Annotated in this window: 17 protein-coding genes, 3 rRNA genes and 1 riboswitch; of the genes, 5 read left to right on the forward strand and 15 right to left on the reverse strand. The window is 67.6% G+C overall.

The features are described from left to right. Positions 1-2 precede the first annotated feature (2 nt). Positions 3-587 (forward strand): hypothetical protein, encoded by a 585-nt coding sequence (locus JNO44_RS09040; protein ID WP_039638274.1) that lies wholly within the window; start codon positions 3-5, stop codon positions 585-587. A 338-nt stretch (positions 588-925) separates the two neighbouring features. Then, a complete protein-coding gene (locus JNO44_RS09045; protein ID WP_039638273.1) occupies positions 926-1132 on the forward strand; it encodes a DUF5999 family protein in 207 nt (68 codons plus the stop codon). Between the two features lie 90 nt (positions 1133-1222). On the opposite strand, the gene gcvP is transcribed toward JNO44_RS09045, so the two are convergent. After that, on the reverse strand, positions 1223-4108 hold the full coding sequence (gene gcvP / locus JNO44_RS09050) for an aminomethyl-transferring glycine dehydrogenase (RefSeq protein ID WP_205362843.1): 2886 nt from the start codon (positions 4106-4108) through the stop codon (positions 1223-1225). A 189-nt stretch (positions 4109-4297) separates the two neighbouring features. Continuing rightward, a riboswitch (glycine riboswitch) is annotated at positions 4298-4395 on the reverse strand. 63 nt (positions 4396-4458) lie between these two features. Between gcvP and JNO44_RS09055 the strand changes: the two genes are divergently transcribed. After that, positions 4459-4893: a PRC-barrel domain-containing protein gene (locus tag JNO44_RS09055; RefSeq protein ID WP_073448290.1), complete on the forward strand. Its 435-nt coding sequence runs from the start codon at positions 4459-4461 to the stop codon at positions 4891-4893. On the opposite strand, the gene JNO44_RS09060 is transcribed toward JNO44_RS09055, so the two are convergent. From JNO44_RS09060 to JNO44_RS09120, 13 genes are all read right to left on the reverse strand, one after another. Continuing rightward, positions 4803-6248, reverse strand: coding sequence for a DNA polymerase IV (locus JNO44_RS09060; protein WP_205362844.1), 1446 nt, complete (start codon positions 6246-6248; stop codon positions 4803-4805). The genes JNO44_RS09055 and JNO44_RS09060 overlap by 91 nt on opposite strands. 77 nt (positions 6249-6325) lie before the next feature. Next, positions 6326-6931, reverse strand: a complete 606-nt coding sequence (locus JNO44_RS09065; protein WP_205362845.1) for a MerR family transcriptional regulator — start codon at positions 6929-6931, stop codon at positions 6326-6328. Between the two features lie 185 nt (positions 6932-7116). Next, positions 7117-7587 (reverse strand): bifunctional nuclease family protein, encoded by a 471-nt coding sequence (locus tag JNO44_RS09070; RefSeq protein ID WP_205362846.1) that lies wholly within the window; start codon positions 7585-7587, stop codon positions 7117-7119. A 53-nt stretch (positions 7588-7640) separates the two neighbouring features. Next, entirely contained in the window at positions 7641-8387 is a 747-nt protein-coding gene (gene ftsR / locus JNO44_RS09075; RefSeq protein ID WP_205362847.1) for a transcriptional regulator FtsR, read from the reverse strand. Between the two features lie 16 nt (positions 8388-8403). Next, positions 8404-9252 (reverse strand): FHA domain-containing protein, encoded by an 849-nt coding sequence (locus tag JNO44_RS09080; RefSeq protein WP_235095948.1) that lies wholly within the window; start codon positions 9250-9252, stop codon positions 8404-8406. Between the two features lie 118 nt (positions 9253-9370). Then, positions 9371-10354 (reverse strand): DUF881 domain-containing protein, encoded by a 984-nt coding sequence (locus JNO44_RS09085; RefSeq protein ID WP_205362851.1) that lies wholly within the window; start codon positions 10352-10354, stop codon positions 9371-9373. Between the two features lie 5 nt (positions 10355-10359). Further along, a complete protein-coding gene (locus tag JNO44_RS09090; RefSeq protein WP_016578706.1) occupies positions 10360-10692 on the reverse strand; it encodes a small basic family protein in 333 nt (110 codons plus the stop codon). Further along, positions 10689-11621 (reverse strand): DUF881 domain-containing protein, encoded by a 933-nt coding sequence (locus tag JNO44_RS09095; protein ID WP_205362853.1) that lies wholly within the window; start codon positions 11619-11621, stop codon positions 10689-10691. Before JNO44_RS09095 ends, JNO44_RS09090 begins: the two co-directional genes overlap by 4 nt. 75 nt (positions 11622-11696) lie before the next feature. After that, complete coding sequence (locus JNO44_RS09100) at positions 11697-14192, reverse strand: mannose-1-phosphate guanyltransferase (RefSeq protein ID WP_205362855.1); 2496 nt, start codon at positions 14190-14192, stop codon at positions 11697-11699. A gap of 117 nt (positions 14193-14309) precedes the next feature. Further along, positions 14310-14924: a cardiolipin synthase ClsA gene (gene clsA / locus JNO44_RS09105; protein WP_205362857.1), complete on the reverse strand. Its 615-nt coding sequence runs from the start codon at positions 14922-14924 to the stop codon at positions 14310-14312. A 147-nt stretch (positions 14925-15071) separates the two neighbouring features. Then, positions 15072-15188 (reverse strand): 5S ribosomal RNA (rrf, locus tag JNO44_RS09110). Between the two features lie 71 nt (positions 15189-15259). Continuing rightward, positions 15260-18382, reverse strand: a 23S ribosomal RNA gene (locus JNO44_RS09115). A 306-nt stretch (positions 18383-18688) separates the two neighbouring features. Further along, positions 18689-20217 (reverse strand): 16S ribosomal RNA (locus JNO44_RS09120). Together the 16S, 23S and 5S rRNA genes form the textbook arrangement of a ribosomal RNA operon. Before the next feature lie 585 nt (positions 20218-20802). On the opposite strand from JNO44_RS09120, the gene JNO44_RS09125 reads away from it, so the two are divergent. Together JNO44_RS09125 and ptsP are read left to right on the forward strand one after the other, a co-directional pair. Further along, a complete protein-coding gene (locus JNO44_RS09125) occupies positions 20803-21252 on the forward strand; it encodes a PTS sugar transporter subunit IIA (protein WP_039638258.1) in 450 nt (149 codons plus the stop codon). Between the two features lie 82 nt (positions 21253-21334). Next, a complete protein-coding gene (gene ptsP / locus JNO44_RS09130; protein WP_205362859.1) occupies positions 21335-23005 on the forward strand; it encodes a phosphoenolpyruvate--protein phosphotransferase in 1671 nt (556 codons plus the stop codon). 97 nt (positions 23006-23102) lie between these two features. On the opposite strand, the gene JNO44_RS09135 is transcribed toward ptsP, so the two are convergent. Beyond that, positions 23103-24032, reverse strand: a complete 930-nt coding sequence (locus tag JNO44_RS09135; RefSeq protein ID WP_205362862.1) for a hypothetical protein — start codon at positions 24030-24032, stop codon at positions 23103-23105. Positions 24033-24145 lie beyond the last annotated feature (113 nt).

A 24145-nucleotide genomic window follows, 5' to 3' on the forward strand; every position in this document is an offset into this window, starting at 1 on the left:
CCATGCCGCTGCACGTTCCTCCCTCCCCTGCGCCCGCCCTGCGCAGCATCCTCAGCGCCCTCGGCTCCCCCACCGCGGTCCGCGAGGCCCCGGCCGCCGCGCTCCGCACCCACCAGGGGCCGCTGAGCCCCGACCACCCGCTGCCCGTGCACGTCTGGGACGACGTCAGCCAGGCCGGCCCGCCGCGCACCCGCCTTGCCGGCTGGCGTTTCCTGATCCGCGGTGGCGAGCGCGCCGTGGCCGCCGCCGAGGCCCGGCTGACCGCCGACGGCTGGACGTTCTCGCACTTCTGCGACGGCCCCTATGTCGCCGCGACCGAACGGGCCCTGCAGCAGGCCGAGTCGCTCACCGCGCCCTACCAGCCGCGCCTGCTGTCCGTGCCGGAGCTGTACATGCTCACCCTGTGGCTGCACCACGACCTCACCGCGGACGGCGCGGAGGGGATGCCCGCCGCCGGTGACCTCCTGGTACCGCTGGCGCCCGCCCCGCCCGGGATCGCCTCCTACCTCCCGCAGCGGGTCGCCGACCTGCTGCCCCGCCTGACCCTCCGCCTGGGCCCGACGCCCCTGCTCCGCGAGCCGGCCTGACCACCCGCCGCAGGCCCGCCGCGTCGCGCGGGACGGAAGCCCGTCACCGCGCACGACACCGTGCACCCATGCGCCCCGCGACCTCTCCGGCCGCGGGGCGCACCACGCCGTGCGCCCCTGTGCGCCGGTAGCGCGCCAACGCCTGCGGACGGGCGCGCAATTGGAAGCAACCGCCCGCACGGGTGACACGTCCGTATCGAGTGTGTACCGCTGCTGCGAAATCCCTGCGGAATCCCGTCCGTAGGGCAAGACTGGGACCGACATGAAACGGGGGAGCGGCCATGAGCATCGCATCGAGCCGCACGACGTTCACCACTCCGCAGCGAAAGACATTTTCCATGTGCCAGCATCAACCGCCATGCCCATCAGCTGACTCCACCGACCGGGAGGCCGCCCAGTTGGTGGCGCACCACCCGGAGCAGGGCTGGAGCCTGCTGTGCAACGGCGTCCTGCTCTTCGAGGACACCGGTGAGCTGCTGCCGGACGGGCAGGTCATCGCGCCGCATCGGCCGGTCGACCCGCCGCGGGTCACCGCCGCCGCGTGACTCCGCAGTCACCCGGCACGTACACCAGGGCCCCCGGCGCATCCGCCGAGGGCCCTTGCTGTTGCCACCGGTCACCGGTGGCGGGGGTGATCAGACGTCGTACTCGTCCAGCGGCGGGCAGGAGCAGACGAGGTTGCGGTCACCGAAGGCGCCGTCGATCCGGCGCACCGGCGGCCAGTACTTCTGCGCGGCGTTGACGCCGGCCGGGAAGACGGCCTCCTCGCGGCTGTAGGGGTGGTTCCACTCGCCGCCGAGCGCCGCCGCGGTGTGCGGGGCGTTGCGCAGCGGGTTGTCGTCCTTGTCCCACTCCCCCGAACCGACCTTCTCGATCTCCGCGCGGATGGCGATCATCGCGTCGCAGAACCGGTCCAGCTCGGTCAGGTCCTCGCTCTCGGTCGGCTCGATCATCAGCGTGCCGGCCACGGGGAAGGACATCGTCGGCGCGTGGAAGCCGTAGTCGATGAGCCGCTTGGCGACGTCGTCGATGCTCACCCCGGTCGCCTTGGTCAGCGGTCGGACGTCGACGATGCACTCGTGGGCGACCAGTCCGCCGGGGCCGGTGTAGAGCACCGGGTAGTGCGGCTCCAGGCGCTTGGCGATGTAGTTCGCGCCGAGCACCGCGACCTGGGTGGCGCGCTTGAGGCCCGCACCGCCCATGAGGCGGACGTACGTCCACGAGATCGGCAGGATGCCGGCCGAGCCCCAGGGGGCGGCGGAGATCGGTCCGACGCCGGTCTCCGGGCCCGCGGTGGGCTGCAGCGGGTGGTTGGGCAGGTACGGCGCCAGGTGGGCGCGGACCGCGACCGGTCCGACGCCGGGGCCGCCGCCACCGTGCGGGATGCAGAACGTCTTGTGCAGGTTGAGGTGCGAGACGTCGCCGCCGAACTTGCCCGGCTCGGCGAGGCCGACCAGGGCGTTGAGGTTGGCGCCGTCCACGTAGACCTGACCGCCGGCCTCGTGCACCGTCGCGCAGATCTGGGTGATGTGCTCCTCGAACACGCCGTGGGTGGACGGGTAGGTGACCATCAGGACGGCCAGTTCGTCCCGGTACTTCTCGATCTTGGCGTGCAGGTCGTCGGTGTCGACCTCGCCGTCCGCACCGGTCTTGACGACGACGACCTTCATGCCGGCCATCACGGCGCTGGCGGCGTTGGTGCCGTGCGCCGACGACGGGATCAGGCAGACGGTGCGCTGCTCGTCCCCGTTGGCGCGGTGGTAGGCGCGCACCGCGAGCAGACCGGCCAGTTCGCCCTGGGAGCCGGCGTTGGGCTGGATGGACACCTTGTCGTAGCCGGTGACCGCGGCCAGCTGCTCCTCCAGTTCGCGGATGAGCGTGAGGTAGCCCTGGGCCTGGTCGGCGGGGGCGAAGGGGTGCAGCTGACCGAACTCCGGCCAGGTGACCGGCTCCATCTCGGTGGTGGCGTTCAGCTTCATCGTGCAGGAGCCGAGCGGGATCATGCCCCGGTCCAGCGCGTAGTCCTTGTCGGCGAGGGTGCGCAGGTAGCGCAGCATCGCCGTCTCGGAACGGTGCTGGTGGAAGACCGGGTGGCCGAGGTAGTCGTCGGTGCGCAGCAGGGACTGCGGCAGGCTCTCGTCGACGGTCGCGTCCAGCGCGTCGATGTCGCCCTGGACGCCGAACGCGCCCCAGACGCCGGTGAGCTGGGCACGCCCGGTGGTCTCGTCGCAGGCGATGCCGACCAGGTCGGCGTCGACCTCGCGGAGGTTGATGCCGGCCTCGCGGGCGGCGGCGACGACCTCGGCGGCCCGGCCGGGCACCCGCGCGGTCAGGGTGTCGAAGTAGGCGTCGTGGACGAGCTCGACCCCGCCGGCCCGCAGACCCGCGGCGAGGATCGTGGCGTAGCGGTGGGTGCGCCGGGCGATGGTCCGCAGCCCGTCGGGGCCGTGGTAGACGGCGTACATCCCGGCCATGACGGCGAGCAGCACCTGCGCGGTGCAGATGTTGCTGGTGGCCTTCTCGCGGCGGATGTGCTGCTCGCGGGTCTGCAGCGCCAGGCGGTATGCCTTGTTGCCGGCGGCGTCGACGGAGACGCCCACCAGACGGCCGGGCAGGCTGCGGGCGTACTGCTCGCGGACGGCCATGTAGCCGGCGTGCGGGCCGCCGAAGCCCATCGGGACGCCGAAGCGCTGGCTGGTGCCGACCGCGATGTCCGCGCCGAGCTCACCGGGCGAGGTGAGCAGCGTCAGCGCCAGCAGGTCGGCGGCGACGGTGACGATCGCGCCCAGTTCGTGCGCCCGCTCGATCACCGCGCGCAGGTCGCGCACCGCGCCGGACGCGCCCGGATACTGGAGCAGCACACCGAAGACGCCGCGCTCGGCGATCTCCTGCGGGATACCGTCGGACAGGTCGGCGACCACGACCTCCACACCGGTCGGTTCGGCGCGGGTCCGGATCACGGCAACGGTCTGCGGCAGACAGTCGCCGTCGACCAGGAACACGCCCTGCTTGACCTTGCCGACCCGGCGGGAGAGCGCCATCGCCTCGGCGGCGGCGGTGCCCTCGTCCAGCAGCGACGCACCGGAGGTGGGCAGTCCGGTCAGGTCGGCGACGACGGTCTGGAAGTTCAGCAGGGCCTCCAGGCGACCCTGCGAGATCTCCGGCTGGTAGGGCGTGTAGGCCGTGTACCAGGAGGGGTTCTCCATGACGTTGCGCAGGATCACCGGCGGGGTGAACGTGCCGTAGTAGCCGAGCCCGATCATGGGCGACAGCACTTGGTTGCGGTCGGCGAGCGCGCGCAGCTCGGCCAGGACCTCGGCCTCGGTGCGGCCCTCCGGCAGACCGAGCGCCTCGGTGCTCTTGATCACGTCGGGCACGGCGGTGGCCGTGAGCTCGTCCAGCGATCCGAAGCCGACCTGCGCGAGCATCTTCGCCTGCGCCTCGTGGTCGGGGCCGACGTGCCGGTGCTCGAACGGGATGCCCCGCTCCAGCTCGGTCAGGGAGATGCGGTGGGTGTTCATCTGCGGGGGCCTCCTGGTCAGTACGACCTACGAGGGGCACCACGGCGCTGGTGCCCGGACGGCCTCCCCCTCTGTCATCTCAACCTGAGAGCTTCACCGGTCCGCGGGCTGCGGTCCGGCTTTCACCGTCGGTGAGGAGGGGTTCCGGCATGGTGCCTGTCCGTGGCCCGCCCTGCTTTCCAGAGTGACCTCGTCCATGCGGTACGTGTGCCTGAGAGATTCCGGGGAGGATTTGCTCCTTCGGCGCCCTGGTCGCGAACGACAAAGGACTCTCCCGCATGGGGTCGACGGCCAATCGCCAGCCTACCAGCGCACCGCCGAAACGATCCTTCGAGTGGCCGGGGCATGAAATGTGCCGTTTCGTAGTTGTCACAAGGCAGTTGCGACCAAGTGGAGGGACCGTGCAAACCGATATCGATCCCCGGAGCCTCATCGGCCGCAAAGCGTTCGACCGGAACGGCGCGAAAATAGGGACCGTCGACGAGGTGTACCTCGACGACGCGACGGGCGAACCGGAGTGGGCGGCCGTCCGCACCGGCCTGTTCAGCCGGGATGCGTTCGTCCCCTTGGAACCGAGCAAGATGGTCGGCGACAGCCTGCACATCCCCTACGACCGGAAGCTGATCAAGGACGCCCCGGACTTCGGCGTCGGCCGGCACCTCTCCCCCGAGCAGGAACTCCAGCTCTACCACCACTACCGCCTGGATATCTCCTCACCGGCCTCCGACTCCGCCTCGCCCGCCGGCGACACCGACTTCGGACGGATCGCCGGCGCGGACGACTGATCCGGCCCGCCCAGCAGCGGCAGGGGCTCGCCCGGCCGCAGCGCCGGATCGTCGACGGTGAAGGTCCGCACCCGCCCCGGTGCGGACCATGGCGTCTCGAACCGTACGGTCACCCTCCCCAGGCCACTGCCCTGCACCCACCCGGCACCGAACTCCTCGTGGACCACGTCCAGCCCCGGATGCCAGCGCCGCGGCAGCTCCACGCCGGCCTCCGGCTCGCCCGCCGCCTCCTCGGCCGGCTCCGCCGCCCCGCCCGCCGCCTGCTCCTCGGCCTCCCGCTCCGTGGCCAGCTGGGCGAAGAGGTCCTCCTGTGTGAAGTCGGCCAGCCCGGTCACCCCCACGCCCAGCAGCCGCACCCCGCCCGTGGTGTCCACCGTCTCCAGCAGCCGCACCGCGGCCTCCCGGACGACGGCCGGGTCGTCGGTGGGCCCGCGCAGCGTCTCGGACCGGGTCAGCGTCGAGAAGTCGTAGTTCCGGACCTTGATCACCACCGTGCGCCCGGATCGGCCGGCCGCCCGCAGCCGCCCCACGCACCGGTCGGCCAGCCGCAGCACCTCGTTCCGCACCCGCGTCCGGTCGGTCAGATCGACCTCGAAGGTGTCCTCCACCGACACCGACTTCGCGTCCCGCTCGGCCACCACCGGCCGGTCGTCCTGGCCCAGCGCCATCGCGTACAGCCCGGTGCCGTGCGCCTTGCCCAGCAGCCGCACCAGCTCGGCCTCGCCGGCCTCCGCGGTCTCCGCGACGGTGTGGATCCCGGCCCGGCGCAGCGTCTCGGCCGTCGCCGGCCCGACCCCGGGCAGCGTCCGCACCGGCATCGGCCCGAGCAGCTCCCGCTCGGTGCCGGGCTCGATCACCACCAGGCCGTCCGGCTTCGCCGCCTCGGACGCGATCTTGGCGAGCATCTTGGCGCCGGCCAGGCCCACCGAACCGGTCAGCCCCGTGGCCGCCTTGATGTCGCGCCGCAGTTGCTCCCCCACCGCCCGCACCGCGGCCGTCTCCGCCGGCACCCCGCCCGCCTCCAGGTCCACGAAGGCTTCGTCCAGGCTCAGCGGTTCGACGAGCGGCGAGAGCGCCCGCAGCAGTTCCATGACCGTGTCACTCACTTGGCGGTACAGCGTGAACCGCGGACTGAGATAGGCGGCGTTGGGACACAGCCGACGCGCCTGCGCCGTCGGCATCGCCGAGCGCACCCCGAAGACCCGCGCCTCGTACGAGGCGGTGGCGACCACGCCGCGCGGCCCGATCCCGCCGACGACCACGGGCTTCCCCCGCAGGCTCGGCTTGGCCGCCTGCTCGGCGGCCGCGTAGAACGCATCCATGTCCAGATGCAGGATCGTCGGCGCACGTCTCACACCACTGATGCTGCCGCACACCACTGACAATCGACCCGATCCCGGGCCCGCAAAGCCCGACGGTCGTCGGCCGTCCGTCAGCCGGCCCGATTGCGGCGCCGCGCCAACTCGTCGTGCGGGTTCTTCCCGATCAGCGTCTCGCCGGTGTCCACCCGCTCACCGTGGAGCTGCGACAGTGCGCCCTCCACGTCCCGCCACACCACACCCACGGCGATCCCGAAGACCCCCTGGCCGCCCTGGAGCAGATCCACGACCTGGTCCGGCGAGGTGCACTCGTAGACCGTCGCCCCGTCGCTCATCAGCGTCATCCGCGTCAGGTCGTCCAGTCCGCGCGCCCGCAGGTGCTGGACGGCGGTGCGGATGTTCTGCAGCGACACCCCGGTGTCCAGCAGCCGCTTGACGATCTTCAGGACGACGACGTCCCGGAAGCTGTAGAGCCGCTGGGTCCCGGACCCGTAGGCAGGCCGGATGCTGGGCTCCACCAGGCCCGTGCGCGCCCAATAGTCCAGCTGTCGGTAGGTGATGCCCGCCGCCGCACACGCGGTCGGTCCGCGGTAGCCGATGCTCTCCGCCTCGCGGGCCCCCGACATCGCAGCGGCCTGTACGGGGCCGCGGTTCGCCGCCGAGCCCCTGTGGAGCGGCAATGCCCCTTCCGCCGCCGTACCGTCGCCGGTGATTGCCACGCCGCCCTCCGTCCTCCACGTCCCGGACGGGACCTGCCTTATCGACGGTATGCAGTCACTCGGGGTGCGTCAACGATCGCCGCGCTCGCCACGCCGAGTGATAATCACCCTACGAGTGGTTTCTCGTGACTTGTCACGGGGAAGGGATTACAGGTTGGCCGGAAACAGGTGGTTCACCTGGCCGATCACTGGCTGGTGCCGAAGTCCTCCGGCGAGATCTGGTCGAGGAACTCGCGGAACTTCTCCACCTCGTCCTCCTGCTCGTCGGGGATGGCGATGCCCGCGTCGTCCAGCACACCATCGGTACCGAAGATCGGGGTCCCGGTGCGCAGCGCCAGCGCTATGGCGTCCGACGGCCGCGCACTGACCTCGACACCGCTGGCGAAGACCAGTTCGGCGTAGAAGACCCCTTCGCGCAGATCCGTGATCCGGACCTGCGTCAGCTCCTGCCCCACGGCTTCGAGCACGTCCTTGAAGAGGTCATGCGTCAGCGGCCTGGCAGGGACCATGCCCTGCTGGGCGAACGCGATGGCGGTGGCCTCTCCCGGCCCGATCCAAATGGGCAGGTAACGGTCGCCTCCCACCTCCCGCAGCAGCACGATCGGTTGGCTGGAAGGCATCTCCACCCGGACACCCACGACGTCGAGCTCGTTCACACAGCAACCCTAGGCCGTGCCCGGCCGGTTTGGGTAGTCGGGCACTCGTTTGCTCACGGCAGGCGGATGCGCAGGGCACTCTGCAACAGCGCCGCGTGCAGCCGCACCGACAGCGTGGCCAGCTCCCTGGCAGTGGCCTCGGCATGGGCCCGGGTCTGCGGGTTCCGGTGCCGCCGAAGGGGTGCCACGACTTGCTCGACCAACCCCGCCTCGCGCTCCGCGGCCGCCTTCACGGCCCGCAGGTGCCGCGGCTCCAGACCGAATCGACCGAGGTCCGCCACGAGTTTGGCGACGGTGACCGCTTCGATGTCGTATCCCCCGTCCTCGTGGGGGACGATGAGTCCATACGACTCCCAGTCGGCGAGCGCGGCCTCGTCGACCTCGGTGGCGGCCAGCAGCTCGGCCCGGCCGACCCGGGCGGCCGTCGGGCGCTCCTCGTCGGGATCGGAGACGCCCTCGACGAGGTCCCGCGGCGCCGCCGGGGCGGGCAGCTGCACCTGCTCGCCCCGCTCCAGGGCGTCGAGGTGCTCCTTGATGACCTTCAAGGGGAGGTAGTGGTCCCGCTGCATCCGCAGCACGCTCGCCAGACGCTCGACGTCCGCCGCGGTGAATTTGCGGTACCCGGAAGGCGTGCGCTGCGGCTCGACCAGCCCTTCGGCCTCAAGGAACCGGATCTTGGAGATGGTGACCTCGGGGAACTCCTCGCGCAAGACGTTGAGCACCGTGCCGATGCTCATCGGTTTGCGGTCCGAGGAGGCGGTGCCGGACGAGCCGGCACCGCCTGTCGGTGTGTGGCGCATATGCCTTCCCTGACGGTCAGATACCGACGCCTCGCTGGCTCGCGTAGAAGACCAGGCGGTACTTGCCGATCTGGACCTCGTCGCCGTTGGAGAGCACCGCGGAGTCGATCGGCTCGCGGTTGACGTAGGTGCCGTTGAGGCTACCGACGTCGGTGACGGTGAAACGGCCGTCCGAACCGCGGCGGAACTCCACGTGGCTGCGGGAGACCGTCACGTCGTCGAGGAAGATGTCGCCCTGCGGGTGCCGACCCGCCGTCGTCAGCTCACCGTCCAGGAGGAAGCGACTGCCGGCGTTCGGACCCCGGCGGACGACCAGCAGGGCCGAGCCCATCGGCAGGGCGTCGACGGCGGCCTGGGCCTCCGGCGAGAGGGCCGGGGACAGGTTCTGCCCGGTGGCCTCCGCGTCGTACGCCTCGAGCCCCGAGATGGAGATCGTCGACGTCGTCTCGGAGGCCCGCTCGGGCTGGGCCCCCGGGCGCAGCGGCGCGCCGCAGTTGGAGCAGAACCGGCTCGCCTCGGCGTTCCGGTGCCCACACCTCGTACAAACCGGCAAGGTCGGCCCTCCACCCGTGTGTGCGGCTGATGGTTCCTGGGAACCTATGCGGCCGGCACCGGAGGGGTCAACAGAACCCGCGCCATGCCCCCCGGACGGACCGCCGACCTCATCACGGAAGAGCGGACGGCTCTCGGACCCGGAGCCCTCCTCCGGGCGGCGCGGAGCGCGGTGCCGCGCGGAGCCGCCGTCGCCTTCCTGACGCGCGCTCTTGCCGAACAGCTTTCCAAACAACTTCACGGGCGATTCCCCTTGTACGACACAGACCCGCCCGTGGGGCAGGACGAACCCTCGATGCACACACCGGCCGATCCGGACATCCTGTGAACGTCCGTGGCCTTCAGACAGTTTCCACCACACACCACACGCACGGTGCGTCGACCCCCCGCTACCTCATGCCCTCGCCGGGCCATCACCATACGTAGACGCCTCACTGGGATGACAACCGAGCGTAGTCAGGCCGCTTCGCCTCCCGCAAGGCGTCCACAATGATCTTCTGTTCACGGGCCACAGACACCTTGGCCTGCTCCTTTTCCAGTGTCTGGACCACTCCGCCAGGGATGTTGAGCGCCGGCTCCAGGTCCTCCGGCTTCCCGATGACCTTGAAGCGGTACGGCGGCGTGACGGTCTTGCCGTCGATCTCCACCCCGCCCCGGAGGTCCGAAAGAGAGGTGTTCGCGACGACGCGAACGTTGTTGACCTGGATCGCCTCGGCCCCGGCCGCCCGCAGTTCCTGGATGGTGTCCAGCAGTTTGTCCGCCTCCACGGAGTGGTGGGGGTCGTCGATGGTCAGGTTGATGCCGGGGCCTTGCGCCGCGACGGTCCCGGCCAGCACACCCAGCTGCTGTTCCTTCTCCACGGTCTGCTTACGGGCCTCCTCGGCTTGGTCCGAGCTGTTCTCCAGCTCGGTCTTCTGTCCCTCCAGGCGCCGCTGCTCATCCGTCAACCGCTGGGAGCGGTTGTCCAGTTCGTCCAGAATGCGCACCAAGTCCTCTTGGCGCGCGCCCCGCAGCGCACTGCTGTCACTGGTGGAACGTACCTGAATCGCGAGGCCGAGGCCGAGAATGAACAGGAGCAACGCGACGATCAGTTGAGCCCGGGACACCCGCGGCGGCCACAGACCGGCGCGGAGCCGCTGCCTACCGGTCAGCGGAGGCGCGGCGGCTTCCTCGTCCGCAGCCACGTCCACACCCGCACCAACTGCCGGTTCAGTCCCCTTCTGTCCGGCTTCGTTCTTCTGGGGCTCCGATTCCGCTCCGGCGGTGCGCCCGTCCGCCCACCCTGGACGGCGGGGACTCTCCGGCGGCATCGGCTGCCGCCCGGCGGGACTGTCCGCACGCCCCTCCCGCGCCGGGCCGGGCTCCGGCTGCCCCTCCGGCGTGCGCTCCGGCTCCGGGGTCTCGTCCGTTGCCATCCGCCTCACGCCCGGAAGACGTGCCGGCGGATCGCGGCAGCGTTGGAGAAGATGCGGATGCCGAGCACCACGACGACGCCGGTGGAGAGTTGGGCACCGACGCCCAGTTTGTCCCCGAGGAAGACGATAAGGGCGGCGACGACGACGTTCGACAGGAAGGAGACGACGAAGACCTTGTCGTCGAAGATGCCGTCCAGCATCGCCCGCAGACCACCGAACACGGCATCCAGCGCGGCGACGACAGCGATCGGCAAGTAGGGCTCGACCACCGTCGGCACCACGGGTCGGACGACGATTCCGACCACGACTCCTACGATGAGGCCCAGTACGGCGATCACGATGTGCCCTTCCCTGTGTCGGCGCCGTCCGCCTTCGCGGCACCGGCCTTCGGCTTTGCGGTACGTACGGTCAAACTGGGCGCGGGCGGCAGCGTGACCTCGCTCTCCACGGAAATCTTGGCGCGCACGCCGTAGTTCTCCTGCAACACATGCAGATACTGGCCATCGGCGCTGTCCTGGAACTTGGTGCTCAGCCGCTGCCCGTCCCCCACCGCCAGCACCGTATAGGGCGGCACCAGTGGCTTGTTGTCGACCAGTATGGCGTCTCCCGCGGCTCTGATCGCCGAGAGCGACGTGAGCCGCTGCCCATTGACGGAGATGGCCTCCGCACCGGACTGCCACAGGCCGTTGACGACCCGCTGCATGTCACGGTCGCGCACCCGCCCGGTGTCGGAGAAGTCGCTGCTCTCGCGCGGACCTCCGGTGCCGGCCTCGGACCCCTTGGCATCGTCCACGACCAGCTTCACGCCCGGCCCGGTGACCTGCGTCGAACCCGCCAGCAACGCGAGCAGCTCGGCCTTGCCGTCACCGCTGTGCTTCAGCGCCTCCCGCTGCATCCGGTCCACCGCGTCCCGGGTCGCGTCGACCCGCTGCTGCTGGCCGTCGGCCTCGGCGGTGCCCTTCTGGATGCGGTGGATCAGCTCCTCCCGCTCCTTGGCCAGCGTCGGCGCCGCGACCCGCGCCTGCGCCGCCCCCACGGTCACCACCAACGCCGCCAGCACCAAACCGGCCGCCAGGCCCAACTTCGCGCGCAGCGTGCGCGGCAGGCCGCTGACGCCCTCCGCGGACTTCCGCGCGGCGGCCTCGGCGTATCCGTCGTCGAGGCTGTGATCCATCACGTTGGTCAGCAGCGACATGGAGGCGTCCGGGCGCGCGGCCAACGGGTGGGGGTTGCTCCGAACGGGGCGCTGCTGCGACATGCCGCACATCGTCCCATGTCGGCGGCACGGTCTCCCAACGGCCCCACCGGCGTGCCGATCGGCGGCACGCCGGTGGGGACAGGGTCAGCGTCCGGCGCTGTCCACGACAACCGCCCACTCGTCCAGCAGCTGCTGCGCGGAAGCGTCGTCCGGCCCTTCCGCCCAGAGATGGGTGACCGCCTCGGCCGGGTCGGGCAGCACCAGCACCCAGCGCCCGTCGGCCTCCACGATCCGCACACCGTCGGTGGTGTCCACGTCCCGATCGCCTGCCGCCTCCACGACGTGCCGCATCACCAGACCCTTCACCGCCCACGGCGTCGCCAAGTCCCGCCGCTGGACGTGCGCCCGCGGGATCCGCGCGTCGATCTGGCTGAGCGTGAGCTGCGTACGGGCCACCAGACCGATCAGCCGGACGAACGCGGCGGCGCCGTCGAAGACACTGCTGAACTCCGGGATGATGAACCCGCCCAGACCGTCGCCGCCGAAGATCGTGGCGTCCTGGCGCCCCACCCGGGTCAGATCGTCCGGTGAGGTCGTCGTCCACTCGACCTGCGTGCCGTGGTAAGCCGCCACCTGCTCGGCGATCCGGGTCGTGGTGACCGGCAGCGCCACCCGCCCACTGCGCCGCTCGGCCGCGACCAGGTCCAGCATCACCAGCAGCGCGCGATCGTCCTCGATGATCCGGCCGCGCTCGTCCACCAGGGAGAGCCGCTCGCCGACGGGGTCGAACCGCACGCCGAACGCGGCCCGCGCCGAGGCCACGATCTCGCCGAGCCGGACCAGACCGGAGCGGCGGGCGTCGGCGGTCTCGGTCGGCCGGGCCTCGTCCAGACCGGGGTTGATGGTCAACGAGTCGACGCCGAGCCGCCCCAGGAGACTGGGCAGCACCAGGCCGGCGCTGCCGTTCGAGGCGTCCACGACGACCTTCAGGCCGGACTCGCTGATGCCCGTGGTGTCCACGGCCCGCAGCATCGCTCCCGTATAGGAGTCGAAGACGCTGGCCGGGAACTGGAGATCGCCGATCTCACCGGGGAAGGCCCGCCGGTACTCCTGGCGGGCATAGACCCGGTCGAGCTTGCGCTGCCCGGCCTGCGAGAGGTCCGCCCCCCGCTCGTCGAAGAACATGATGTCGACGGAGTCCGGCACCCCCGGCGTCGTCCGCACCATGATCCCGCCGGCACTGCCGCGAGCGGTCTGCTGACGGGCCACCGGCAGCGGTACGTTCTCCAGGTCGCGGACGTCGATGGCGCTCGCCTGCAGCGCGGAGATGACCGCGCGCTTGAGGGCCCGGGCGCCACGCGAGTGATCGCGCGCCGTGGTGACCGTGGCGCCCTTCTTCAACGTGGTGGCATACGCACCGGCGAGCCGCACGGCCAGTTCCGGAGTGATCTCGACGTTGAGGATCCCCGACACACCGCGCGCCCCGAAAAGGTGCGCCTGGCCGCGGGACTCCCAGATGACGGAGGTGTTGACGAACGCACCGGCCTCGATCGTCTTGAAGGGATAGACCCGCACGTTGCCCTGGACGATCGACTCCTCGCCGATGAGGCACTCGTCGCCGATGACCGCGCCGTCCTCGATCCGCGCGGCCCGCATGATGTCGGTGTTCTTGCCGATGACACAGCCGCGCAAATTGCTCTGCTGGCCGATGTAGACGTTGTCGTGCACCACGGCCCTGTGCAGGAACGCGCCGCTCTTGACGACGACGTTGGAGCCGACGACGGTGTGCTCGCGGATCTCCACATCCGCCTCGACCTTGGCGTAGTCCCCGATGTACAACGGGCCGCGCAACACCGCGTCCGGGTGCACCTCCGCGCCCTCGGCCACCCACACCCCCGGCGAGATCTCGAAACCATCGATATCGACGTCGACCTTGCCTTCGAGCACATCGGCCTGGGCCTTCACATAGCTTTCGTGCGTGCCGACGTCCTCCCAATAGCCCTCGGCTACATAGCCGTAGATGGGCTTGCCTTCCTTCATCAGCTGCGGGAAGACGTCCCCGGACCAGTCCACCGGAACATCGGCCTCGACGTAGTCGAAGACCTCCGGCTCCATCACGTAGATACCGGTATTGACGGTGTCCGAGAAGACCTGGCCCCAGGTGGGCTTCTCCAGGAAGCGCTCGACCTGCCCGGCCTCGTCGACGATGGTGATGCCGAACTCCAGCGGATTGGGCACCCGCGTGAGGCACACGGTGACGAGGGCGCCCTTTTGCTTGTGGAACCGGATGAGATCGCTCAGGTCGAAGTCGGTGAGCGCGTCACCGGAGATGACGAGGAAGGCGTCGTCCTTGAGGGCCTCCTCGGCGTTCTTCACGCTGCCGGCGGTGCCGAGTGGCTTTTCCTCATTGGCGTAGGTGAGCTCCATTCCCAGCTCTTCTCCGTCGCCGAAATAGTTCCGGACGAGCGAAGCCAGGAATTGCACGGTCACGACGGTCTCGGTGAGACCATGCCTTTTCAACAGCCGCAGTACATGCTCCATGATCGGCCTGTTGACCACCGGGAGCAGCGGCTTGGGCATGCTGGATGTCATGGGGCGAAGGCGAGTGCCTTCGCCGCCGGCCATCACAACGGCCTTCATGTCGGAAGCGTCCTCCTCGAAGAGACGACGGTCTTGCCGACTTCACTCGCCAAGGGGCGCCCACTGTTTCCCCCGTATGGGCGCTGGGCCTTGGCGCGATCTGCCTTTTCGGCGAGCTCAGTCGGCCGTGGCGTCCGCCCTGATGATCCGGCGGACCTGGACCACGTAGAGGATCCCTGCCCACCAGTAGAGCGCTGTACCCCATCCGGCGAACGCCCATCCGAAAACGGTCGCGAGCATGTGAAGCCAGCTATGTCCGTCTCCGTCACTCAGCAGCAGCAACGGGAAGGCGTACATCAAGTTGAACGTAGCCGCTTTGCCCAGGAAGTTCACCTGGGGAGGCCCGTAGCCGTGGCGTCCGAGGAGCCCCACCGCGATGAGCAGCATCAACTCGCGGGCCAGCAGCGCCGCGGTGAGCCAGAGCGGAAGGATCCCCCGCCAGGTCAGACCGACCAGGGTGGAGAGGATGTAGAGGCGATCGGCGGCCGGGTCGAGGATCCGCCCCAGGCTGCTGATCTGGTTCCAGCGCCGGGCGAGCTTGCCGTCGAGGTAATCACTGACACCGCTCAGCGCGAGCACGAGCAGCGCCCAGCCATCGACGTTCGGACCGTCGAACGCCGGCCAGAGGATCAGCCACAGGAACACCGGCACGCCGACCAGGCGCGCCATGCTCAGGATATTCGGGATGGTGAGGACACGGTCTGTCTGGATCCGCGTCTCCTGGACCTCCACGCGGAAGCCTCCTGTGGGAGAAATATGCCGATGTTGTCCCCGACTTTACCCGGCCCGCCGGCCACCTCGTGCCGCGGGTCCCCGTTCCGAAACGCAAAGAAGCCCTGTTGGGAACCGAGGTTCCCAACAGGGCTTCTTCTAAAATTAGTTCGGCGGCGTCCTACTCTCCCACAGGGTCCCCCCTGCAGTACCATCGGCGCTGAAAGGCTTAGCTTCCGGGTTCGGAATGTAACCGGGCGTTTCCCTAACGCTATAACCACCGAAACACTATGAAACTATGAACAACCGTTGGTCTGTTCGTGGCTTCAGAACCAACACAGTGGACGCGAGCAACTGAGGACAAGCCCTCGGCCTATTAGTACCAGTCAACTCCACACCTTACGGCGCTTCCATATCTGGCCTATCAACCCAGTCATCTACTGGGAGCCTTACCCCATCAAGTGGGTGGGAGCCCTCATCTCGAAGCAGGCTTCCCGCTTAGATGCTTTCAGCGGTTATCCTTTCCGAACGTAGCCAACCAGCCATGCCCTTGGCAGAACAACTGGCACACCAGAGGTCCGTCCGTCCCGGTCCTCTCGTACTAGGGACAGCCCTTCTCAAGACTCCTACGCGCGCAGCGGATAGGGACCGAACTGTCTCACGACGTTCTAAACCCAGCTCGCGTACCGCTTTAATGGGCGAACAGCCCAACCCTTGGGACCGACTCCAGCCCCAGGATGCGACGAGCCGACATCGAGGTGCCAAACCATCCCGTCGATATGGACTCTTGGGGAAGATCAGCCTGTTATCCCCGGGGTACCTTTTATCCGTTGAGCGACGGCGCTTCCACAAGCCACCGCCGGATCACTAGTCCCTACTTTCGTACCTGCTCGACCCGTCAGTCTCACAGTCAAGCTCCCTTGTGCACTTACACTCAACACCTGATTACCAACCAGGCTGAGGGAACCTTTGGGCGCCTCCGTTACCCTTTAGGAGGCAACCGCCCCAGTTAAACTACCCACCAGACACTGTCCCTGATCCGGATCACGGACCCAGGTTAGACATCCAGCACGACCAGAGTGGTATTTCAACAACGACTCCACACCAACTGGCGTTGGCGCTTCAAAGTCTCCCACCTATCCTACACAAGCCGAACCGAACACCAATATCAAGCTATAGTAAAGGTCCCGGGGTCTTTCCGTCCTGCTGCGCGAAACGAGCATCTTTACTCGTAATGCAATTTCACCGGGCCTATGGTTGAGACAGTCGAGAAGTCGTTACGCCATTCGTGCAGGTCGGAACTTACCCGACAAGGAATTTCGCTACCTTAGGATGGTTATAGTTACCACCGCCGTTTACTGGCGCTTAAGTTCTCAGCTTCGCCCCACCGAAATGGAGCTAACCGGTCCCCTTAACGTTCCAGCACCGGGCAGGCGTCAGTCCGTATACATCGCCTTACGGCTTCGCACGGACCTGTGTTTTTAGTAAACAGTCGCTTCTCGCTGGTCTCTGCGGCCACCCCCAGCTCACCGTGTAAAACGGATCACCAGAAATGGCCCCCCTTCTCCCGAAGTTACGGGGGCATTTTGCCGAGTTCCTTAACCATAGTTCACCCGAACGCCTCGGTATTCTCTACCTGACCACCTGAGTCGGTTTAGGGTACGGGCCGCCTTGAAACTCACTAGAGGCTTTTCTCGACAGCATAGGATCATCCACTTCACCACAATCGGCTCGGCATCAGGTCTCAGCCTTAACGTGCGACGGATTTACCTACCACACGGCCTACACCCTTACCCCGGGACAACCACCGCCCGGGCTGGACTACCTTCCTGCGTCACCCCATCGCTTACCTACTACAAGTCTGGTCCGTCGGCTCCACCACTCCCCTCAACTCCGAAGAGATCAGGGCGGCTTCACGGACTTAGCATCGCCTGATTCAGTATTGGGCGCTTCAAAGCGGGTACCGGAATATCAACCGGTTGTCCATCGACTACGCCTGTCGGCCTCGCCTTAGGTCCCGACTTACCCTGGGCAGATCAGCTTGACCCAGGAACCCTTAGTCAATCGGCGCAAGAGTTTCCCACTCTTGTATCGCTACTCATGCCTGCATTCTCACTCGTGAACCGTCCACAACTCGTTTCCACGGCTGCTTCACCCGGCACACGACGCTCCCCTACCCATCACAACAGGCGTTAGCCCTCATGCTGCAATGACACGACTTCGGCGGTGTACTTGAGCCCCGCTACATTGTCGGCGCGGAATCACTTGACCAGTGAGCTATTACGCACTCTTTCAAGGGTGGCTGCTTCTAAGCCAACCTCCTGGTTGTCTCTGCGACTCCACATCCTTTCCCACTTAGCACACGCTTAGGGGCCTTAGTCGATGCTCTGGGCTGTTTCCCTCTCGACCATGGAGCTTATCCCCCACAGTCTCACTGCCGCGCTCTCACTTACCGGCATTCGGAGTTTGGCTAAGGTCAGTAACCCGGTAGGGCCCATCGCCTATCCAGTGCTCTACCTCCGGCAAGAAACACACGACGCTGCACCTAAATGCATTTCGGGGAGAACCAGCTATCACGGAGTTTGATTGGCCTTTCACCCCTAACCACAGGTCATCCCCCAGGTTTTCAACCCTGGTGGGTTCGGTCCTCCACGAAGTCTTACCTCCGCTTCAACCTGCCCATGGCTAGATCACTCCGCTTCGGGTCTTGAGCATGCTACTCCAACGCCCTATTCGGACTCGCTTTCGCTACGGCTTCCCCACACGGGTTAACCTCGCAACATACCGCAAACTCGCAGGCTCATTCTTCAAAAGGCACGCAGTCACGACGCAAAGAACAAGTCTCTGCGCGACGCTCCCACGGCTTGTAGGCACACGGTTTCAGGTACTATTTCACTCCGCTCCCGCGGTACTTTTCACCATTCCCTCACGGTACTATCCGCTATCGGTCACCAGGGAATATTTAGGCTTAACGGGTGGTCCCGCCAGATTCACACGGGATTTCTCGGGCCCCGTGCTACTTGGGTGTCTCTCAAGCAAGCCGCTGACGTTTCAGCTACGGGGGTCTTACCCTCTACGCCGGACCTTTCGCATGTCCTTCGCCTACATCAACGGTTTCTAACTCGCCCTGCCGCCGGCAGACGACAGAAGAGAGATCCCACAACCCCAACCACGCAACCCCTGCCGGGTATCACACGTGACTGGTTTGGCCTCATCCAGTTTCGCTCGCCACTACTCCCGGAATCACGGTTGTTTTCTCTTCCTGCGGGTACTGAGATGTTTCACTTCCCCGCGTTCCCTCCACACTGCCTATGTGTTCAGCAGCGGGTGACAGCCCATGACGACTGCCGGGTTTCCCCATTCGGACACCCCCGGATCAAAGCTCGGTTGACAGCTCCCCGGGGCCTATCGCGGCCTCCCACGTCCTTCATCGGTTCCTGGTGCCAAGGCATCCACCGTGCGCCCTTAAAAACTTGGCCACAGATGCTCGCGTCCACTGTGCAGTTCTCAAACAACGACCAGCCACCCACCACCCCAACCCGAAGGCTGAGTTCACTGGGACCGGCATCCCGAAGGCTCAGACCACAGTCCGCACCCTCAGACACCCAACAGCGTGCCCGACCCGACCAGATAAGACCCTGCGTTCCACGCCGAAGCAGTACTAACAGTCCTCACACCAATCGCGCCGAATAGTCAACGTTCCACCCATGAGCAACCAGCATCAGACACTCGCTGATGTACTGGCCTCTGACCAAGCACAAAGCTCGGTAAGAAATGCTCCTTAGAAAGGAGGTGATCCAGCCGCACCTTCCGGTACGGCTACCTTGTTACGACTTCGTCCCAATCGCCAGTCCCACCTTCGACGATTCCCTCCCACAAGGGGTTGGGCCACCGGCTTCGGGTGTTACCGACTTTCGTGACGTGACGGGCGGTGTGTACAAGGCCCGGGAACGTATTCACCGCAGCAATGCTGATCTGCGATTACTAGCAACTCCGACTTCATGGGGTCGAGTTGCAGACCCCAATCCGAACTGAGACCGGCTTTTTGAGATTCGCTCCACCTCACGGCATCGCAGCTCATTGTACCGGCCATTGTAGCACGTGTGCAGCCCAAGACATAAGGGGCATGATGACTTGACGTCGTCCCCACCTTCCTCCGAGTTGACCCCGGCAGTCTCCTGTGAGTCCCCATCACCCCGAAAGGCATGCTGGCAACACAGAACAAGGGTTGCGCTCGTTGCGGGACTTAACCCAACATCTCACGACACGAGCTGACGACAGCCATGCACCACCTGTACACCGACCACAAGGGGGGCACTATCTCTAATGCTTTCCGGTGTATGTCAAGCCTTGGTAAGGTTCTTCGCGTTGCGTCGAATTAAGCCACATGCTCCGCTGCTTGTGCGGGCCCCCGTCAATTCCTTTGAGTTTTAGCCTTGCGGCCGTACTCCCCAGGCGGGGAACTTAATGCGTTAGCTGCGGCACGGACGACGTGGAATGTCGCCCACACCTAGTTCCCAACGTTTACGGCGTGGACTACCAGGGTATCTAATCCTGTTCGCTCCCCACGCTTTCGCTCCTCAGCGTCAGTATCGGCCCAGAGATCCGCCTTCGCCACCGGTGTTCCTCCTGATATCTGCGCATTTCACCGCTACACCAGGAATTCCGATCTCCCCTACCGAACTCTAGCCTGCCCGTATCGAATGCAGACCCGGGGTTAAGCCCCGGGCTTTCACATCCGACGTGACAAGCCGCCTACGAGCTCTTTACGCCCAATAATTCCGGACAACGCTCGCGCCCTACGTATTACCGCGGCTGCTGGCACGTAGTTAGCCGGCGCTTCTTCTGCAGGTACCGTCACTCTCGCTTCTTCCCTGCTGAAAGAGGTTTACAACCCGAAGGCCGTCATCCCTCACGCGGCGTCGCTGCATCAGGCTTTCGCCCATTGTGCAATATTCCCCACTGCTGCCTCCCGTAGGAGTCTGGGCCGTGTCTCAGTCCCAGTGTGGCCGGTCGCCCTCTCAGGCCGGCTACCCGTCGTCGCCTTGGTGAGCCACTACCTCACCAACAAGCTGATAGGCCGCGGGCTCATCCTTCACCGCCGGAGCTTTCCACACGGAGATCATGCGACCCCGTGTCATATCCGGTATTAGACCCCGTTTCCAGGGCTTGTCCCAGAGTGAAGGGCAGATTGCCCACGTGTTACTCACCCGTTCGCCACTAATCCCCGACCGAAGCCGGTTCATCGTTCGACTTGCATGTGTTAAGCACGCCGCCAGCGTTCGTCCTGAGCCAGGATCAAACTCTCCGTGAATGCTTACCGGTAATCCGGTATCAACACTCGCGTTGAGCGGAACCACAAGGAGGAATAATCCTCGCGGTTCACAGCGTCCTCGCTGTGCGCCTCCCAAAGCTATTGGAAGGACTTTTCAAAGGAACCTCATCTCCAAGATGGAGACGGGGTATCAACATATCTGGCGTTGACTTTTGGCACGCTGTTGAGTTCTCAAGGAACGGACGCTTCCTTCGGATTCCCTTCCGGGTTTCCTCCGGGCGCTTCCCTTCGGTGTTTCACACTCTATCAGGGCTTTTCCGGCTTTCGAACCACCGCTTTTCTGCAGGCATGCAGAAGTGCACGATTCGAGAATCTGGATCAAGACTCTGAGGAGTGCCGCCCACTCAGTCCGTCGCGTCGAGCGCTTCCTGGCTGTCCGGGGCAGGTCCCAAACACTACAGCGGCCGCATGGGCGAGGCAAATCGATTCCGCGTCGGCGGGGGCCTCAACCGGGCTCTGTCATGCGGAACCGTCAGTTCTTATGACTTACGCTTCTCAACGGTGCGCCGTCCGGGACAGGCAGTGACGGCGGCCTGATGAATCTTCACCCCTGGGAGGTTTCCCATGACCACCGTGACGTCCCCTCTTGCAGGACGCGCCATCGGCCTCGCGGCTGTGCCGGACCCCGTCTTCTCCGGCGCGATGGTGGGCCCCGGTACCGCCATCGACCCGGTGCGTGAGCCGTCGGAGGCAGTTTCGCCCGTGGAGGGCGTGATCGTCTCGCTCCACCCGCATGCGTTCGTCGTCGTGGACGCCGAAGGGCACGGCGTGCTGACGCACCTTGGTATCGACACCGTGCAGCTCAACGGCGAAGGCTTCGAGCTGCTGGTGAACAAGGGCGACACCGTGACCCGCGGACAGGCTGTCGTGCGCTGGAACCCGGCCGCGGTCGAGGAGGCCGGCAAGTCGCCGGTGTGCCCCGTCGTCGCGCTGGAAGCCACCGCGGACTCGCTCGGCGAGGTGCGCGAGGACGGCGACATCAAGGCCGGCGACGCGCTCTTCTCCTGGCAGTAGGCAGCCGGGTGCCGTCGTGAGACGGCAGGTACGACATCCACCGCGGCGGCCGGGTCCGCCGCAACAACCGGAGACGGGTGACATGGAGACAACGCTGCGGGGCGTCGGGGTGAGCCACGGCGTGGCCATCGGCGAGGTGCGGCACATGGGGACGGCGGTGCTGGAGCCGCCGGCCAAGCAGATTCCGGCGGAGGAGGCGGAGCGCGAGCAGGGCCGGGCCCGTCAGGCCGTGGAAGCTGTCGCCGCCGACTTGATCGCGCGGGGCAATCTGGCCGGTGGCGAGGCACAGCACGTGCTGGAGGCCCAGGCCATGATGGCGCAGGACCCCGAGCTGATGGCCGATGTCGAACGGCGGATCGCCGTCGGCAGCACGGCCGAGCGCGCGGTGTACGACGCGTTCGCCGCCTACCGCGCGTTGCTGGCCGGCGCGGGTGAGTACCTCGCGGGCCGGGTCGCCGACCTCGATGACGTGCGGAACCGCATCGTTGCGCGGCTGCTGGGCGTGCCGATGCCGGGTGTGCCGGACAGCGACGAGCCGTATGTGCTGATCGCGCGGGATCTCGCGCCGGCCGACACCGCGCTGCTGGACCCGACGCTGGTGCTCGGTTTCGTGACCGAGGAGGGCGGGCCGACCAGCCACAGCGCGATCCTGGCGCGGGCGCTGGGCGTGCCGGCCGTGGTGGCGCTGCCGGGTGCGGGTGAGCTCGTCGAGGGCACCGTGATCGCGGTGGACGGCAGCACCGGTGAGGTGTTCGTCGACCCGAGCGCGGAGAAGCGGGCGGCGCTGGCGAAGGCGGCGGAGGAGCGGAAGGCGGCGCTGGCGTCGTCGTCCGGTCCGGGTGCCACGTCCGATGGGCACAAGGTGCCGCTGCTGGCGAACGTCGGTGGGCCGGCGGATGTGCCGGCGGCCGTGGAGGCCGGTGCAGAGGGCGTCGGGCTGTTCCGTACGGAGTTCCTGTTCCTCGACGACAGCAAGCAGGCGCCGTCGGAGGCGAAGCAGGTCGAGGCGTACCGGCAGGTGCTGGAAGCCTTCCCCGAGGGGCGCGTGGTGGTACGCGTGCTGGACGCGGGGGCGGACAAGCCGCTGGACTTCCTGACGCCGGCCGACGAGCCGAACCCGGCGCTGGGCGTGCGGGGTCTGCGGACCCTGCTGGACCACCCCGACGTGCTGCGGACGCAGCTCCAGGCGCTGGCGAAGGCCGCCGAGGGGCTGCCGGTCTACCTGGAGGTCATGGCCCCGATGGTGGCGGACCGCTTGGACGCCAAGGCGTTCGCGGACGCCTGCCGAGAGGCCGGGCTGCAGGCGAAGTTCGGTGCCATGGTGGAGATTCCGTCGGCGGCGCTGCGGGCGCGGTCGATCCTGCAGGAGGTGGAGTTCCTGTCGCTGGGCACCAACGACCTGGCGCAGTACACCTTCGCGGCGGACCGGCAGGTGGGTGCGGTGTCCCGGCTGCAGGACCCGTGGCAGCCGGCGCTGCTGGACCTGGTGGCGGCTTCGGCCGAGGCCGCCAAGGCCGAGGGCAAGAGCTGTGGCGTGTGCGGTGAGGCGGCCTCCGATCCGCTGTTGGCGTGCGTGCTGACGGGTCTGGGGGTCACCAGCCTGTCGATGGGCGCGGCGTCGATTCCGTATGTGCGGGCGACGCTGGCCAAGCACACGCTGGCGCAGTGCGAGCGGGCGGCTGCCGCGGCGCGGGCCGCGGACACCGCGGAGGATGCCCGGGCGGCCGCGCAGGCGGTGCTCTCCGGGGAGTGATCCGGGCGGCGCGCGGCGCCGTGTGAGGTGAGGGGACGGCCGTCCCGCCTTTGTGGCGGGGCGGCCGTTTCGCGTGGGTGCGCGGCTCGGGTGGGGGTCAGGGATGGCAGTGCGGGCCGGGTGGGGGTGGGAGGGGGAGGCCGGGGGCGTAGTCGACGCGGTGCTCGGGCGGGATGGGTTCGTCGGTCTCGGGGTCGGTGCAGTAGGCGTCGAAGATCTCGGCGGCGCTGATCGGGTCGGGCCAGGCGTCGCGCAGGCGCCAGCCGCGGACGGTGGCGGGGGCGGGTTCGGCGGAGGTGCCGGTGGGGTCGTCGGTCGGAGTGGTGCGGCAGACGAGGGCGCCGGTGGCGGGTTGGGCGAGGGCGGCGGCGAGGACCGTGCAGAAGACGAGCGTTTCGGATTCGGGGAGTTGGGGCGGGCCGCCGTCGGGGGTGCCGGTGGTGTGCAGGTAGGCGCGGAGGGAGTCGCCGGCGTCGGGGAGGGTGCAGACGAGGTGGTGGGTGCCGTCGCCGAGGGCGGTGAGGAGGTGTTGGAGGGCGGTGGTGGCGCGGGTGAAGGCGGCGTGGGCGAGGTCGTGGCCGCACTCGGCGCAGTGGCCGGCGCGGGCCAGGAGGGTGGTGGCGCGGTCCCAGGAGGCGCGGCGGGCGGCTTCCTCGGTGAGTAACGGCAGGAGGCGGTCGAGGGGGGTGCCGTCGTAGGCGAGGGAGGCGCCGGTGCAGGCGACGGCGGCGGTGTAGCGGCTGCGGCTGCCGGGGTCGTCGGGGTCGAGGCCGTGGTCGGCGCAGTAGCCGGCGAAGGCGGTCGGGTCGAAGAGGCAGAGGGTGGTGTGCACGCCCTGGGCGGCGAGGGTGCGCAGCAGGGTCTCCAACTGTTGGAGATAGCGCCGGTGGTCGTCGAAGGGGAAGGTGCGGTAGCGGCGCATGGCGGCGAAGTCCCGGGCGTCGGCGAGGACGGCGGCGGTGCTGGGGACGTCGCGACGGAGCGGATGGCCGGCGGGGTGGCGGGTGGGTCGGGTGGTGGGTGTCATGGCTTCCCCTCGGTGTGGGCCCTGGGTGGGCGTCACTGGTCGGTCGACAACTGTCACCGAGAGTAATCGAGGGGTCTGACAACGGCGGTGCGGTGCCGGTCGGGGCGGCGGGA

The organism is Streptomyces noursei, from assembly GCF_016917755.1.
Classification (GTDB): Bacteria; Actinomycetota; Actinomycetes; order Streptomycetales; family Streptomycetaceae; genus Streptomyces; species Streptomyces yunnanensis.